The organism is Desulfocicer niacini, from assembly GCF_054657595.1.
The window spans coordinates 21,585-36,661 of record NZ_BAAHYK010000050.1 but is presented as its reverse complement, the minus strand read 5'-3'; the positions used below and the strand labels follow the sequence as shown (position 1 = coordinate 36,661).

The 15,077-nt window shown below is 42.5% G+C and carries 11 protein-coding genes; 6 read left to right on the top strand and 5 right to left on the bottom strand.

Going from position 1 to position 15,077, the window contains the following annotated elements; all coding sequences use genetic code 11:
* Positions 1–371: 371 nt before the first annotated feature.
* From ACYQ2M_RS20915 to ACYQ2M_RS20895, 5 genes are all read right to left on the bottom strand, one after another.
* Positions 372–2,246: a TRAP transporter permease gene (locus tag ACYQ2M_RS20915; protein WP_459918331.1), complete on the bottom strand. Its 1,875-nt coding sequence runs from the start codon at positions 2,244–2,246 to the stop codon at positions 372–374.
* 861 nt (positions 2,247–3,107) lie between these two features.
* Positions 3,108–4,085: a TAXI family TRAP transporter solute-binding subunit gene (locus ACYQ2M_RS20910; RefSeq protein WP_459918330.1), complete on the bottom strand. Its 978-nt coding sequence runs from the start codon at positions 4,083–4,085 to the stop codon at positions 3,108–3,110.
* Between the two features lie 37 nt (positions 4,086–4,122).
* Positions 4,123–5,502 (bottom strand): MmgE/PrpD family protein, encoded by a 1,380-nt coding sequence (locus tag ACYQ2M_RS20905; protein ID WP_459918329.1) that lies wholly within the window; start codon positions 5,500–5,502, stop codon positions 4,123–4,125.
* Positions 5,503–5,516: 14 nt separating this feature from the next.
* Positions 5,517–7,082 carry a citrate lyase subunit alpha gene (locus ACYQ2M_RS20900; RefSeq protein ID WP_459918328.1) on the bottom strand — a complete coding sequence of 522 codons (1,566 nt, stop codon included), beginning with the start codon at positions 7,080–7,082 and terminating at the stop codon, positions 5,517–5,519.
* Positions 7,069–8,289, bottom strand: a complete 1,221-nt coding sequence (locus ACYQ2M_RS20895; protein WP_459918327.1) for an aldolase/citrate lyase family protein — start codon at positions 8,287–8,289, stop codon at positions 7,069–7,071. Before ACYQ2M_RS20895 ends, ACYQ2M_RS20900 begins: the two co-directional genes overlap by 14 nt.
* Before the next feature lie 967 nt (positions 8,290–9,256).
* On the opposite strand from ACYQ2M_RS20895, the gene ACYQ2M_RS20890 reads away from it, so the two are divergent.
* The 6 genes from ACYQ2M_RS20890 (at position 9,257) to ACYQ2M_RS20865 (ending at position 14,864) form a co-directional block, all read left to right on the top strand.
* The gene (locus ACYQ2M_RS20890; protein WP_459918326.1) at positions 9,257–10,024 is read left to right on the top strand and encodes an IclR family transcriptional regulator; all 768 of its coding nucleotides are present in this window, start codon (positions 9,257–9,259) and stop codon (positions 10,022–10,024) included.
* Between the two features lie 143 nt (positions 10,025–10,167).
* Complete coding sequence (locus ACYQ2M_RS20885) at positions 10,168–11,793, top strand: FAD-binding protein (protein WP_459918325.1); 1,626 nt, start codon at positions 10,168–10,170, stop codon at positions 11,791–11,793.
* A gap of 19 nt (positions 11,794–11,812) precedes the next feature.
* Positions 11,813–12,514, top strand: a complete 702-nt coding sequence (locus tag ACYQ2M_RS20880) for a 4Fe-4S dicluster domain-containing protein (protein ID WP_459918324.1) — start codon at positions 11,813–11,815, stop codon at positions 12,512–12,514.
* Positions 12,515–13,030: a fumarate hydratase C-terminal domain-containing protein gene (locus ACYQ2M_RS20875; RefSeq protein WP_459918323.1), complete on the top strand. Its 516-nt coding sequence runs from the start codon at positions 12,515–12,517 to the stop codon at positions 13,028–13,030. It abuts the gene before it with no gap.
* Positions 13,031–13,044: 14 nt separating this feature from the next.
* On the top strand, positions 13,045–13,905 hold the full coding sequence (locus ACYQ2M_RS20870; protein WP_459918322.1) for a fumarate hydratase: 861 nt from the start codon (positions 13,045–13,047) through the stop codon (positions 13,903–13,905).
* A gap of 26 nt (positions 13,906–13,931) precedes the next feature.
* Positions 13,932–14,864 carry a cytochrome b/b6 domain-containing protein gene (locus tag ACYQ2M_RS20865; protein ID WP_459918321.1) on the top strand — a complete coding sequence of 311 codons (933 nt, stop codon included), beginning with the start codon at positions 13,932–13,934 and terminating at the stop codon, positions 14,862–14,864.
* Positions 14,865–15,077: the final 213 nt, after the last annotated feature.

Genomic DNA, 15,077 nt, shown 5'->3' with positions numbered 1-15,077 from the left:
GAATCCGAAACCACAGTGTTCCCGTCATCATAGTCAACAGTTTGAATTGCTTTTCTGGAACACGCTTCCACGTAAAATTTTAATATTTCGGAAGATATTGTAATTGATTTTCTGATTCTCTTGCCAAAATAATATGAAAATCAGAGATAAGAATTTAAAAGTTGGGGATGGTCATAATATGGGCCACTTTGAAATAATCTTTTAAATCTAAAAATTAAAGACAGTAATTACAGATGATTAAATATATTATAAATTCAGTCTCCCTATACTAAGCCACCTTATGACCACCCCCAAAAGTTGCAATGTGAAGATTTCTTCATCAACCTGTAGTCGGCACAGGTGACAGGATTTATTTTTCTATGATATGTATTTCATTTTTGTTGGCAAATTGTATTTTTATTAAAAAATATACCATTCGTAATGATAAAAATTGTTAAAATAGAAAAACCTATGATGTCCGTATAGATTCCAGGCGATATCAGCAGTAAACTGCCGACACAAAGTATGATACGCCATAGAGTGCTAACCTTTTTGTAAAACCATCCCACATTAGAAATAGACATAAAATAGACGCCCATTATGGCCGTAATAAAAGACCAAATGATTTGTGACCATGACCCAATGCAAAGAAGCGGATATCCATACGCAATAAAAAAAGGAAGTATAAATCCTGATAATCCAATACGGAATGCCGACAGACCGGCTTTAAATGGATCGCAGTAAGCTATACCAGCGGTTGTATATGCTGCAAGAGCGACGGGGGGGGTAATGGGAGCGTAACAGCAGTACATAAAAACGAAGAAGTGAGCTACGATAACAGGAAGGCCCATATGTACCAAAGCTGGGGCTACCGTAACAGCCATAATTATATAACAGGCGGTAGGTGGAAGCCCCATTCCAAGTACTAATGAGATAAGCATCGCGAAGATAAGACCAATAAAAAGCTGTCCCTGTGCAGCACCCATAAGGATATCCGATAATTTAAGTCCTAACCCTGTTAACCCAAGCATTCCTATTATGAGGCCGGCTGTTCCGCACGCTACAGAAACAACTAATATTTTTCTTGGCGTTTCAAGCATTGCATCATAAAAATCTTTCATGGGTACTCGCATTTCCGGTTTGAAATAGTTATAGCATAACGTTAAGGAAACTATGATTCCGGTTGCATACAAAGCTGCCCGAAGAGGAGAGACACGAAGTACAGCAAGAGAAAGAATTAGAATGAACAATGGAATAAGAAGTCGCAAGCTATTCATTAAAGCATGTTTTTTTGTTGGTATCTCAGAATCGGGAAGACATTTTATATCACCTTTTCGCGCTTCGTTACCAGCTACGAACATAAGTGCCGCGTAATAAATAAAAGCGGGGATTATGGCATGTACGATGATATTGCTATAGGGCACACCCGTAATATCTGCCATAACAAATGCACCTGCGCCCATAACGGGCGGAACGAGTGATGCACCGGATGCAGCAGCAGCCTCAAAACCTGCTGCTAAATTTGGTGCATACCCCATTTTTTTCATGAGTGGAATTGTAAAGGCCCCGGTGGTTGCAGCGTCTGAAACAGGACTGCCGGAAACCATTCCAAAACTCATACTCGAAATGATTGCAACTTTTGCGGACCCCCCCTTATACTTACCTGTAAAAGCATTAGCCAGGTTGATAAAAAGGGCACCTGCTCCTGACTTCTCCATGAAAGATCCAAAGAGGATAAAGATAAAAACGTAGGTGGCAGCAACTCCTAATGGGAGGCCAAAAATGCCTTCTGTTGACAAATACATTTGAGATAAAACACGTCCTAGATCACGCCCAGAGTGGCCGAAAGGTTCAGGTAGATAATTTCCTAAGAGACAGTAAAGAAGAGAAATAACGCCTAAAGTAGTCATGGTATATCCTACCATTCTTCTTGTTGCTTCAAGAAGGAGGATAATTGTGCTTACGCCAAAAAATATATCCCAGGTTGTAGGCTCGCCGATACGATATATGAGGTCATCGAAGCTTATATATAGGTAAAGGCCGCTTGCCAGAGACATGAGAGCGAACGGAATGTCCATAAAAAGCGTTGCACGGGATTTGCGTGTAAAAGGAAACAGCAGAAAGACAAGGATGAGCGCAAAAGAGAGGTGGATACTGCGTTGCAAAAGTGAAGTCATCAGGCCATTAGTGGCAGTGAAAACCTGAAAACCAGTGAAACATAGGGAGATAAAGATAACTGCATAAGCTAAAAAGTTCTTTCTTTCCATGATTGTATATCCCATGATAAAAGTAATTTCGTTCTTTTGTTGATTGTGATGAATCATTAAAACAATTTGATTTTCATCACAATTTTAAACGTCAGAATTTGGCACCCTTCAAAAGTACTTTACACTTTCTTGTAGTGTCCCCCATTTGCAAAGGGCTTTTTCTTGAAAGAGTGTAAATTACTTTTGGGGTCATATGAAGGATGCCCAGAATTTCTATTGTTTTGTTCAATCTTCGAGTTGACAAAACTGATATAAGGGAGTCAAATTTTATTGATTTACTGTTAAAAAATATCAGAAAGCCATTATTTTTTAACCTGGACAAGCCAGAAGCAAAAATATTTTCTGATTCTCTTGTCAAAATAACATGAAAATCAGAGACAAGAATCTAAATACCGTCTTGATTAAACGGTAAGTTGAAAATTGCTGAGTTTCCCTAAACTGCGTTGTCGATTTAAATTCTTTTATGGGTTCATCTATGGTCTATGGTGGATTTGTTTTCTTCGACCTTCTCTATAACTGTTTTGTTTTTATAAAAAATTCATCCAATAGTCTGTAATAATTGGAGTTTTAATTTTTATTGTGACAAGCTGCCCTGTCATGTCTGTTTATAATGATATTATCCATGCGTTAATTTTCTATCAACTTAATAAAAACAATAAGTTATATGATGGTGCCGTAAATTCTCAATAGGTCCGGGCTTTCAGGAAATCCTTTTGAATAGCACCCGGCATTTAAAGGTAAGCAGGCTTTATCACCCCGGATTATTGAGAACTTACATAGTGCCCGGAAAATGCGAATGTGCCCTTTATCTATCTATAAGTCTGTAGATTCTAATATATATTGTTTGTTCCGGTTTTACCTCTACTCCAGCACTTTCATCTCCTTAAAATATTTAATTGCGCCAGGATGGAGTGGAATGATTGTGGATGGGGCATTTTCTAAACTTGTTTCCCTGAATGAATTGTGAATTTCATCAAGCTCATTTTTATGTTCGAAAAATGTTTTTACTATATTATAAGCCGTTTTTTCTGAAAGGTCGTCTCTACAGACTACCAATGCTTGAACAGCTAAAGTTTGCGTGTCTTGATCTACGCCTCTGTATGTCTTTCCAGGAATAATCGATTTTGAAAGGAATGGATATCTCTTCACAATTTTTGTAATTTCATCGTCTGAAAAGTTAATCATTCGAATGGGATTTGTCAGAGAAAGGCTTACAATTGCAGATGCCGGATAACTCACTCCAAGAAATACACCCTCTACCGTATTATTTTGCAGCGCTTCAGTTCCTTCAGTAAAGGAGAGAAACTCGGGCGTAAAATCTTTATATGTTATGCCTAAGGCTCCAAGAATCATTTTTGTCTTCACTTCTGTTCCTGATCCAGGAGAGCCCACAGCTATGCGTTTTCCTCTAATGTCATTTATGTTTTTTACAGAAGTTTTCTTAAGAGAAACAAATTGATGTGGTTGGTAATACATGTTGAACAAAGCGCTAACATTAACTTTTTCTTTGAAATGTTTTGAATTCTTAAAATCAACAACGGCACTGTAAAGGACATCTGCAGAGGTTAACGCTATAGCAGCCTGGTTGTGATTGAGTATTTTCATGTTTTCAACTGAACCGCCAGTTGATTCAGCAGTCAGATTGAGATCGGGAACATACTTGCTGACCACGTTTGCAATACCTCCTCCATAAACATAAAAAACTCCACCTGTTCCTGCTGTGACGATTGAAAGACGTTCAGTTTCAGCTGCGTAAAGATTTTTCAGTTCAAAACAACTAAAAGAAATAAAAAATAGTTGTAGCAGCACAGCCAATATTATCAAATGTGATTTTTTCATGTTTTTTTCTCCTTAAATGGTATGTGATTAATTCAAATCAAAGGGATCTAAGTTGGTCAGCAAATAATCGTCTCATGGATATTGACAAGTCTTCAATATGAAATTTCTCCATATTAAAAAGAATATCTAAAAAATCATCAAGATATTCTTTTTTAATTGCATTTGCGTTTCTCGTGAATTTGGTTATTATTTCGTCTGTTGTAGCTTGGTTTTCAGGCTCTCCTTTTGCAAGGGGAACCTCTAAGCTAAACCGATTTTCTTTTGTCGTCACATCTACGGTAGCACCACGAAGAGCAGGATAGGCTTTTTCCCATTTTTCATTGACACTTACTGTAATTCGGGAAGCAAATGATTGAATATGGAGATTGTCAATAGCATCCTGATTAAAATGATCGTTGGATAATTCACCAAAAAATGCAGCCATTGCTATTGCATAGGGCAAATTGAACTTTGCATCTTCTACTGTTTTCGGAAAAGTATTTTTACCGCAAAAATTTATGGCTGCTTCATATGTTTTAACCTGAATATTTTCGATATCATTAAATTTCAGTCTGTGAGCTTTCATAAGAGTTAAAAGGCCGTCAACAGCAGCATGTGTGTGTCTGCATGCCGCATGAAATTTAACATATTGATCGAGAATACCGTAATGATCACCTAATTCATTAAAAATATCATTAGTGTCGACATGATCAGTCATAGCTTTAAAGAGGCCTTTCTGGCCTTCAAGAATAAATGAAGGGCCTTGGGCACCACGTTTTGCAAATTCCACTGAAAGTATCCCGGCCATTCCAGCTTTACCGGGCTGTAATGGCTTCATCATCCCACCATCATTTAAAACTTCAAGAAGACCGGCGGATTGCATCCCGGCCATTCCCAAGGCACTGAGCATTTCATCTTCACTTAATCCAAAAAGAATCCCAGCGGCTCCGGTTGAACCAAAAACACCTATTGTTCCGGTCGTATGAAACCCTCGTTTTAAGTGAGAAGGATTTACCGCTTTGGCCAGCCGACTAACAATTTCATATCCACAGATAACTGATAAAAGAAAGGATTTCCCACTTCGATTGTTTAGTTCACCGCATGCCAAAGCTGCCGGAATAACAGAAATACCAGCGTGAACACCGCCATACCGGTATCCATCATCCATGTCAAGCGCATGCCCTATGACTCCGTTGCCCAACGCGGCAAGAGCTGCAGGGATTTTTGTATTTGTGCCCAACAGCGTCGATTCAGGTTTCCCTTTTATATTAGACAGATAGTCTATCATGATACGAGGAAAAGTCATCTGTAATCCGGCGATAGACACTCCCAATAAATCAATCGTTAAGAGTTTAGCTTGATTGATCGCTTCCTCCGGGAGATCTTCAAATTTGATTGAATTGAAGAAACGTGAAAATTTTTGAAGGATTGATTCCAAAGGTAACCCCCCATTCATTCATGAATAACGTTGCGGACGGCATCAATAACAGTTCCATCAACCCATTTCACTGCGGCTACGACTTGATCGCCAAATTTCGGGCTTACTGGTTTTCCGCATATTCTTTCTGCTTCATCTTTCAACTGTTCGATTGGTTTAATAGGCAAAGACGTATTCTTTACAGCGGCAATGAGATCTTGACGTAGAGGATTTATTGCAATACCTCTCTCAGTAACGATAACATCTATCATTTCACCAGGGCCACAAATTGTTGTAACCGAATCTTTTATTACAGGCACCCTACCTCTCATTAATGGAATCGGCAAAATTACACATTTCCCAAAAAGGCAATTCTGCCACCCTCCAATACCATGAAGAAGATAACCATCTGAGTGAGTCACGACGTTGCCGTTAAAATTGATATCAACTTCAGTTGCCCCAAGTATAACCGCATCCAACATTGAAGCGATGTTACCTTTCCCATGGTAGTTGTAGCTGGTGAAAGGACTTGTTGCAAGATGCCGGGGATTATCGCGCATTGAGCTTACACCATCAAGATCAAATGTTTGACCATCAAGGATATAGTTTACGAGCCCCTCGTCCAGCATTTCCACAAGATATTTATTGCTTCCACCCCGTACAAAGCTGCTTTTAAACCCCCTTCTTTTCAAGATTTCACCAAAGTATAATCCTATAGATAAAGCCGTCCCTCCTGCACCCGCCTGATAGGTAAACCCGTCTTTTATAATATTGGCAGCTTCACAAAATTTTGCTGTCATATCAGCGAGTAGAAGCCTGTCAGGGCTGCGAGTGATTTTAGTTGTCCCGGAAATAATTTTTTCGGGGATACCAATCTTGTCGACCAAAACCGTGTAATCGACATTGTTCCCTTGAATCTGCCAGGGGACACAAGGAAATGGGATAAGGTTATCTGTGGCGACAATGACCTTGTCAGCATATTCGGAATCAGCGAGGGAAAAATTTAGAGAACCACAAGCTGCATCGCCATAGACACCGTTTGCATTACCAAAGTAATCTGCAGCTGGTGCCGCAATAACAGCAATATCAATGTGCAATTCTCCATCCTGGATAGCTTGATATCTTCCACCATGTGAACGCAGCACGCCCATTCCTGACATTTTCCCTTGGGAACAGAATTTGCCAAGATCACCGTTCATGCTACCTTCTATGTGGTGAATCACCCCACTCTCAAGATGTTTTATAATGGGTTTATGGCAGGGAAAAGAGGCTGATGGCGCCCAAACAAGATTTTTAATTTTTAATTCAGCTGCAATATCAAATATTTGATTTGCAATGATGTCGCCATTACGAAAATGGTGATGTGTTGATATAGTTACGCCGTCCCTAAGGCCAGCTTTCATTAATGCCTCCTTTAGATTTGGCAGCAACTTGTTGCCATCATCGGGATAATCGGCACAAGTCGCAATTGGAGCACCGTGTTTTCTACCCTTGGGTCGATATTTCCCAACACCTTTAAACGGTTCACTTTTAACATTATTAATGAAAGTCGGAACCAAACGACCGAGAGAATTTTTTTCCAAAGTACTATTTGCCATCATTATTTCTCCAATTTTCAGATAGTTTACCCAATTTTATGGTTCGGTCAATTAATTGAATCGCTCGTTTTACTACTGGCGCATCAATCATTTTAGAACCCAGGGCAACAACCCCTGAACCATTCTTTTGGGCTTCCTCAAATGCCAGAACAATAGCTTTCGCTTTTGATATTTGGGATTCATTTGGAATAAAACACTCATGAACGATTTTAATCTGGTTGGGATGGATACAACCAACGCCTTCGAACCCGAGCAATTTTGATTTTTGAACGGACTGTTTGAGGCTCTCTGTATCCTCAAAATCAGAGAATACAGAGTCGATCGCTTGTACGCCTGCTGCCTTACAAGCATTCACTAAAGAACTCCTTGCAAATTGGGATTCCACACCATCATTTGTTCGCTCTACACCTACGTCTGCAGAATAGTCTTCAAGCCCGATGGCAATAGCTACAACATTGTCAGCAGCTGTGGCAATTTCATAACTTCTAATTACTCCAAGGGAACTCTCAATAATAGGCATCAAAAAGATTTCGCCGGTGAGGTTATTTTCCTTTTGAATGGACTGAATTTTGCTATTGACTATTTTGATATCTTCACCGGATTCACATTTCGGAAGCAATATCACATGTACATTGCTGTGAACAATCTCCTTTAAATCATCAAGCCCCCTTGGCAGCTGATTGATTCGAACCATACGTTCAGCACCATAAAAGTCAACTTGGCGCAATGCATTTCTAACCAGCAATAAAGCTTCATTCTTTCTGTCGGGAGCAACAGAATCTTCAAGATCTAGTATAATTCCATTCGCACCATATATTCCGGCATTGATCATCATACTTGGGGAATTGCCTGGAATATATAGCCTTGAGTGGCGCATTCTATCCCGCGTGGAAGCATAGTTATTTTGCTCTATAAACGCAGGAAGAAACGGTTTTGCTTCCGGTATTAATTGGCGAACACACGCCTCAATTCTGGCTGATAGAACAAAGTCAAAAGCCCCTTTGTCTTCAATTATGAGTTCTGCATCTGTAATTTGGAAATGATTCATCATTTCCATACATAGTTTTTCGATTTTTTGTCTATACAACACATCGACTTTGCTGGATAATTTAATATTAATCCCGTCACATGTTTTTAGATCCAAAGAGACAAAACAATCGTTTTTAACCCTTACTCCCCTATTCCCTGAAAACACTTGTGAATTATTCATAATTTCCCTTTGTAGTTAGATATAGGCTTGACGAAATATCTACCGTATAGACTTAATGTCTGAAAGTGAGTATTGCATCAATATTTTTTATTGTCAAGCAATTTATTTTAAGAGTTTTTTTAAATTTGGATACCCAAAATATGAAGAGGAATATGAAAAAAATATGTGCACATTATCTTGTAATATTTAACTAAAATCATTATTTCTCTCTTTCTATCTGTGACTGCACAAATTTCTTTTCTATCTGTGACGGCATAAAACAGAAAATTAAATTTCTAACCTGGACAGGGCAGAACCAAAAAGGATTTCTGATTTTCTTTCTAAACTAACACGAAAATCAGAGATAACAGGCTAATTGCCCAATAACGATCATGCTAAACTCTCTTGGGTAACAAAAATTGAAAAATCAACCGCATGAAAGTCAAAAAATGTCTGCCGGGGAAATATATTATCTATAATACTGATATGATTTATTATTTGTATGAAATAGATGGTGAATTAACGCATGGTTTTTGTGTATTTGCCAATCTCTGCTTGATTTTTATCATGCGCTACCGTTGATTTCTATTGACAAGATTTATTTGATTCAGTAAGTAGATTCTACTTGTCAGGCATATGGTCTATCTAATAGACTATTATGGGCGCTAACAAAGTGGAAAATTATGGTGAAATACTGAAAGCAGACTGGATACAATTCAGAAGGTATGAAAAACAAATTGAGCACGTTGTTTCGAGTTGGTTTTTGTAAACGAATATGAATGAGTCTAATGAAATAATCATAATTCCGAAAAATATCTAAGGCGCTGATTGGGATAAGACGCTCACTTATATGGTGAAAATTAAACCGAATGTCGACAAAGAAAGTCGGGTGTTCGGAAAAAATTTATTCTGCTTGACTTTGATGCGTTTTATTTTTAATTGGGTGGCAGAAGAATCTACCTAATAGATAAATAAGGAGGAATATTTCATGCTCAATCAAAGTAAAGAATCATCACGACATGTGGATGCAGTACTCAGAGCCCTTGATATTCTTGATTGTTTTCAGGGACGGCCGGAATTAACCATGAAAGAGATACTTGATAAAACCGGCCTTACTCGCAGCCGGGTGATGCGTCTTCTCGGGACCCTTGAAGCGAGGGGTTATGTGGTGATCAATTCGGACAAGAAAACCTTTCATCCGGGAATAAAGCTGCCTATTTTGGCCAAATCATTTGAAAAAAACAACCAGGTGGAGGTACTTATCCGTCCGGTGCTGAAGCAATTGGCTTTGGATTCAGGAGAATCCGCCACCTTTTATGTCCGTGACGGTGAAGAACGAGTGGCATTAGCACGTCAGGAGGGAAGTCAAAGTATCCGCTATGTCATTCAGGAGGGAGGACGTTATTTGCTTCGCCGGGGTGGAGCTGCCAGCAAAGTTTTGCTGGCATTTGGCCCGAAGGATTGGTTGGAGTGCGTTGTCGCAGATAGTGACAAAAATATTATCAAATTTGTCGAAGATCTTGGGTCCGTTCGAACCCAGGGATATGCGACAAGTATAGCCGAAAATACACCAGGTGTGCATTCTATAGCTGCACCGGTGTTCAATGCGGAGCAAAGACTGGTCGGAGCCTTAACTATTTCCGGTCCGGTAAGCCGCATGACCGAAGAACAGATTCAAATATGGATTGGTGAGGTCGTCAAGACCGCCGGCTTCCTCTCGGAGCGGCTCGGTAGTTCCCAGCACGCAGTAAAGTAGAGACAACAATTCGGCAAAACCTTCATACGTGAACCAGTTCTTCACCAGTGTGTACCTTAACATGGATACACCGTTCGTCCAAAATACGGAATAGTTGTAACACAACAACAAACGCTATTATTAGGTAAAGAGAGGTTCACCCAATGAGCTACCCATCGAATATGCTGCCATCCTTACAAAAGGCGGCGTCCACGCGGAAGGAACGTATCCATGCATCTTTCCCTGAGCTCACCGTGGCAGATAAGGCAAAGTTGCTGGAAGATTACCACCCTGATTTCAACCAAAAGGTCAAACGCCCCCTTAAAATCGGCGTCAATGCCGGCGACTTGGTTCCGTCCGAACTGGCAGATCTGATCGAAGCCCCAAGCAGACTTGATCTTGACAAAGTTGATCTTGACAATGCGGACTTTGAAACCGATGTCCTTGTGATCGGATGCGGTGGTGCCGGATTGTCCGCTGCCATCACCGCCCATGAAGCAGGAGCCAAGGTGATGCTTTCGACAAAATTGCGCATGGGCGATTCCAACACCATTATGGCGGAAGGGGGAATTGGGGCGGCCACAGGTGAAAATGATTCTCCGGTGATTCATTATGTCGATACCCTTATGGGTGGCAGGGGCACCAATATTCCTGAACTGGTGGAAGCACTGGTCAACGAAGCGCCGTTTATCGTCGAGTGGCTCTCCTCCCTTGGGGTTAATTTTGACAGACTTGTTGACGGTAAATATTTCACCCATAGGCCCGGTGGTCACTCGCGGCGCAGATCTCACTCAATCAAAGACTTGACCGGCCTTGAGATTATTCGGGTCCTGAGCGATGAAGTCCGGAATCAGGGTATTGATGTTCTGGAGTTCAGTCCGGCGGTGGAACTTCTCATGGATGATCATGGACAATGCGCCGGCGCCGTTTTTGAAAATCTCGACACCCATACCACCATTGTCGTTAAATCCAAGGTGACTATACTTGCAACCGGCGGCATGGGAAGACTTCACCCCTTGGGATTTCCCACATCCAACCACTACGGTGCCACTGCCGACGGTCTTGTCATGGCATACCGTACCGGTGCCAAGATGATCTATGCAGAATCCGTACAGTTTCACCCCACGGGAACGGCCTGGCCGGAACAGGTGCTCGGCCTTCTCATCTCCGAGGCGGTTCGTGCGCAAGGCGCCCAAGTACTCAATATCGAAGGCAACATGTTTGCGGCTTCTCTTGAGACGCGGGATGCCCTGGCTGCTGCCATCATCAGAGAGTGCGGAGACAGAGGCAAAGGTATCCAAACGCCCACGGGAATGCTGGGCGCATGGCTGGATACGCCGCTGATTGACATGATCCACGGGCCAGGTACGTTTAAAAAAAGATTCGCCGGGATTTATGCCAGATTCAAGGAGTACGGCATCGATCCGGTTCAAGAACCGTTGCTGGTATATCCAACCCAGCATTATCAAAATGGGGGCATCTCTATTAATCCGTCAGGAGAAACCATAATCCCCAATCTCTATGCTGCCGGAGAGGTATCCGGCGGTGTGCACGGGCAAAATCGTCTGGGATCAAATTCCCTTCTGGATATCTTTGTATTTGGACGGCGGTCGGGAAGAAGCGCTGCAGATAAAGCTGGGAGTGTGACACCGGGTCGAGTCAATCTTGAGCATGTGGCAGCATACGCAAAGGAACTGACAAATGCCGGTATTCAAACCAACATCGTGTCGCCGATGCTGTTACCGAATTACAGATTCGAAAAAGCACTGACCAATATACAGCATGTCTAACCGCATAAAGGAGTGAAAAATGGGAAACAAAGATGTTTTCGAGATGATCCCGATTTATATAATGGGCAAAAAATATGAAATTCCCATGGGGTTGACCATTATGAAGGCCCTTGAGTATTCCGGCTACCATTTGACCCGTGGATGCGGCTGCAGAGGCGGCGTTTGCGGGGCGTGTGTCACCATATATCGCAAAAAAAATGAGTATAAATGGCAGATTGGCCTGGCGTGCCAGACCGTTGCAGAAAAAGATACCTTCCTGGTTCAGCTCCCCTATGTTCCGGCGCACAAGGCACCCTACGACCTTCGCTCTCTTGAACCCACTGAAGAGAGTGTGATTGGACTCTATCCCGAGCTGCTGAGATGTATGGGATGCAATACCTGCACCAGGTCCTGTCCCATGGAGCTGGAAGTGATGAACTATGTCTCGGCGGCACTTCAAGGGGATTGGGAAACCGTGACCAAACTCTCCATGGACTGTATCATGTGTGGCATGTGCGCAGCAAGGTGTCCTGGAGAATTGGCACCGTTCAACATTGCTATGCTGGTTCGCCGAATGGTGGGGAAAGCGGCTCATCAAACGCCACCGTCGGTTGCCAAAAGACTTGAAGAGATCAAGTCCGGGAAATTCAAGGATGAGATTCAAAAGTTAAAAGGCTTGACCAAGGATGAGCTCCTCCCCTATTACCAGGAGTTTCAATCCACAAAAGGAGAGGCCGTTTAAATGATGATCCGATTAAACACCCCCATTGTGATGCCGGATGTAATAAAAACACTCGATATCGGGATGAAATTCGAGATTCATGGAAAAGTGTTGTGCGGCAGAGATGCCGTACTTCCCAAACTGGTTCGGGCCATTATGAACAAGGATCCGTTAATGGACGAAATTGACCTTAACGGTGCGGTTATTTTTCACACGGCTGTAAGCTCGGCCGGGATTGGCCCCACCACCAGCAACAAAGCCGAAATTGAAGAGAGCATTCCGGAACTGGCCCGTGCCGGTGTAAAAATTCATTTAGGTAAAGGCTCGCTATCTCTACCAACGATTCAGGCCCTCAAAGAGGCAAATTCTGTTTTTGCCGTGACACCGCCGGTCACGGCCCTGTTTTCACACAGAATCACATCCAAACGGGTGATTGCCTTTCCCGAAGAGGGAATGGAGGCACTTTACGAAATTGAGGTTAAAGGACTTCCGGGGATCATTGCCGCAGCCCAGGGCCGGAACATATTTGATAAATAGGTATGGTGGTTTGGATGAAAATTACAAAAGAAGCGATACAGCAATCGGCAAATGAGTGCCTTGTGACGGCTGGAACCACATACCGCCGGGATCAGTTCAAAGCATATGAACGGGCACTGAAAAATGAACGTCTGGATAATTCACGATGGGTTCTGGAACAGATCTATGAAAACGGTAAGGTGGCGGAGAAAGAGAGGCTACCTTTGTGCGACGATACAGGAATCCCCCATGCGGTGATTCATGTGGGAGAAGAGTGTGAACTGCCCGCCGGATGGCTCAGCGCCGTACAAGCCGGTGTCATGGACGGCTTACGGGAGATGCCCGGAAGACCCATGGCAGTCAAAGGAAATGATATTGAGCGGGTTGAGCAGTCTGTTGGCCTCTATACAGATCCGGCGATGCTGGAGCTGGCCCCGGTAATAACCCGATCCGTTCCTGGAAATCAGTTAAAAATAACGATCCTGCTTCTGGGTGGCGGGCCGGAAATTCGAGCGAAAACCCGCCGGATATTCCATCGCAGAAGTATTCACAATGTCCTTGGAGAGGCGGTGTCATGGCTCAAAGAGGAGGTCTCATCCCTTGGCTGCACCCCTTCAGTGATTGCAATGGGGATTGGTCGAAGTCAGGTTGAAGCTTCGTCTCTGATGCTTGAAGCCATGGCTGAAGGGAATCTTGATTGCCAAAATGAGCTGGAAAAAAAAATCACGGACGACATTAACCTGACAGGGGTTGGCCCTTTGGGACTGGGTGGTGATACGACGGTTCTGGGATGTTTTTTGAAAATCGGTCCAACCCGGGCAAGCGGTGTACGGATTGTCTCTGTCCGGCCATGCTGCCTTGTGGAGCCCAGACGGGCAACAGCACTACTTGGATAACCCCATTCAACCCAGAGAGGATGCACATGAAAACAGTTGAAAAATTTTCAAATTCATACATATTAACGCACCTGCTTGACGGGAATAACAGTCCAGTTGCCCGGATGCGGCTTTTTTCAGAGGGGATCCGAACCAATAATCGCATTGTTGAGTATGAACCCATTACAGGTGACAAAGGCTGTCTGGCCTGTGGAAACTGTATTGATGCCTGCCCGGTTGTCAGAGAAAAAAGGCGGTTTGTCTTTACCTTGAACAGGCGCACATCTATGTCTCTGGAAAATTTTGTGGGGGATGAGTGCCGTAGATGTTATGCTTGTGTCAACGCCTGTCCCCAGGTGGGAAAGGCCACAAAAGTGTATATTGCCGGATTTCGCAGGGCTGAAAGGATTGTCCATGCGTCCATGGCTACGCTGATATTTCTTCTTGCCACAACGGGAATATTCATGTTCCACTACAAAACGGTCATCCCTGAGTGGCAGCAGGTACTCCTTAAATATTTTCATTCAGGAGCAGGTATTTTGCTCCTGACGATCCCTTTCATCTTCTTTTTCCTGGATCGTGCCCATTTTAAGCGGGCCGTTGTCAACTCGTTTTCATTTGGTGCATGGGATCTTGCCTGGCTAAAAAAATTTTGGGCCTATCTGAAAAATCCGGGAGGAAATCCCCTGCCGGACTGGCGAGAGTTCAACACCTATCATAAATTTTGGTTTGTCTATTTATTCTGCATGATTCCGGTACTTGGCATTTCCGGGTTATTTAATTTGGCCTCTGTGGACGGCACTTGCTTCAGTTTCTCCATACATGCTTTTTTTGCACTGACGCTGGATATTCTGGTGTTGACCCATCTCTATTTTAAGTTGATGCGCCGGATTTTCAGGGACATTTCCGATGCAAAACGGCACTTGCTAAAAAAGGGGAATCTCCACTATCCTTTTATGTATGATCCTAAGACAAAATGATTTGTTCAATTGGGATTTAAATACCACATAGTATTTATGAGCAAGTATAAGCATAAGACCTAAAACCTGAGGAACATAAACTTATTTAAACGATCAAAAATCCTTAAATGTTAATTATCTCTAAGGGTATGGGTTTTTCTATAATAATATTAAATAGCTAAAGTTCAATGCTAATGCCGAGTTGAGGAGCGACCCACGTGGGTTGGCTGCTCA

Bases quoted from the DNA above. Each gene is read 5' to 3' on its own strand.
- ACYQ2M_RS20915 (WP_459918331.1), bottom strand. From the start codon at position 2,246: ATGGAAAGAAAGAACTTTTTAGCTTATGCAGTTATCTTTATCTCCCTA.
- ACYQ2M_RS20910 (WP_459918330.1), bottom strand. From the start codon at position 4,085: ATGAAAAAATCACATTTGATAATATTGGCTGTGCTGCTACAACTATTT.
- ACYQ2M_RS20900 (WP_459918328.1), bottom strand. From the start codon at position 7,082: ATGATGGCAAATAGTACTTTGGAAAAAAATTCTCTCGGTCGTTTGGTT.
- ACYQ2M_RS20895 (WP_459918327.1), bottom strand. From the start codon at position 8,289: ATGAATAATTCACAAGTGTTTTCAGGGAATAGGGGAGTAAGGGTTAAA.
- ACYQ2M_RS20890 (WP_459918326.1), top strand. From the start codon at position 9,257: ATGCTCAATCAAAGTAAAGAATCATCACGACATGTGGATGCAGTACTC.
- ACYQ2M_RS20885 (WP_459918325.1), top strand. From the start codon at position 10,168: ATGAGCTACCCATCGAATATGCTGCCATCCTTACAAAAGGCGGCGTCC.
- ACYQ2M_RS20880 (WP_459918324.1), top strand. From the start codon at position 11,813: ATGGGAAACAAAGATGTTTTCGAGATGATCCCGATTTATATAATGGGC.
- ACYQ2M_RS20875 (WP_459918323.1), top strand. From the start codon at position 12,515: ATGATGATCCGATTAAACACCCCCATTGTGATGCCGGATGTAATAAAA.
- ACYQ2M_RS20870 (WP_459918322.1), top strand. From the start codon at position 13,045: ATGAAAATTACAAAAGAAGCGATACAGCAATCGGCAAATGAGTGCCTT.
- ACYQ2M_RS20865 (WP_459918321.1), top strand. From the start codon at position 13,932: ATGAAAACAGTTGAAAAATTTTCAAATTCATACATATTAACGCACCTG.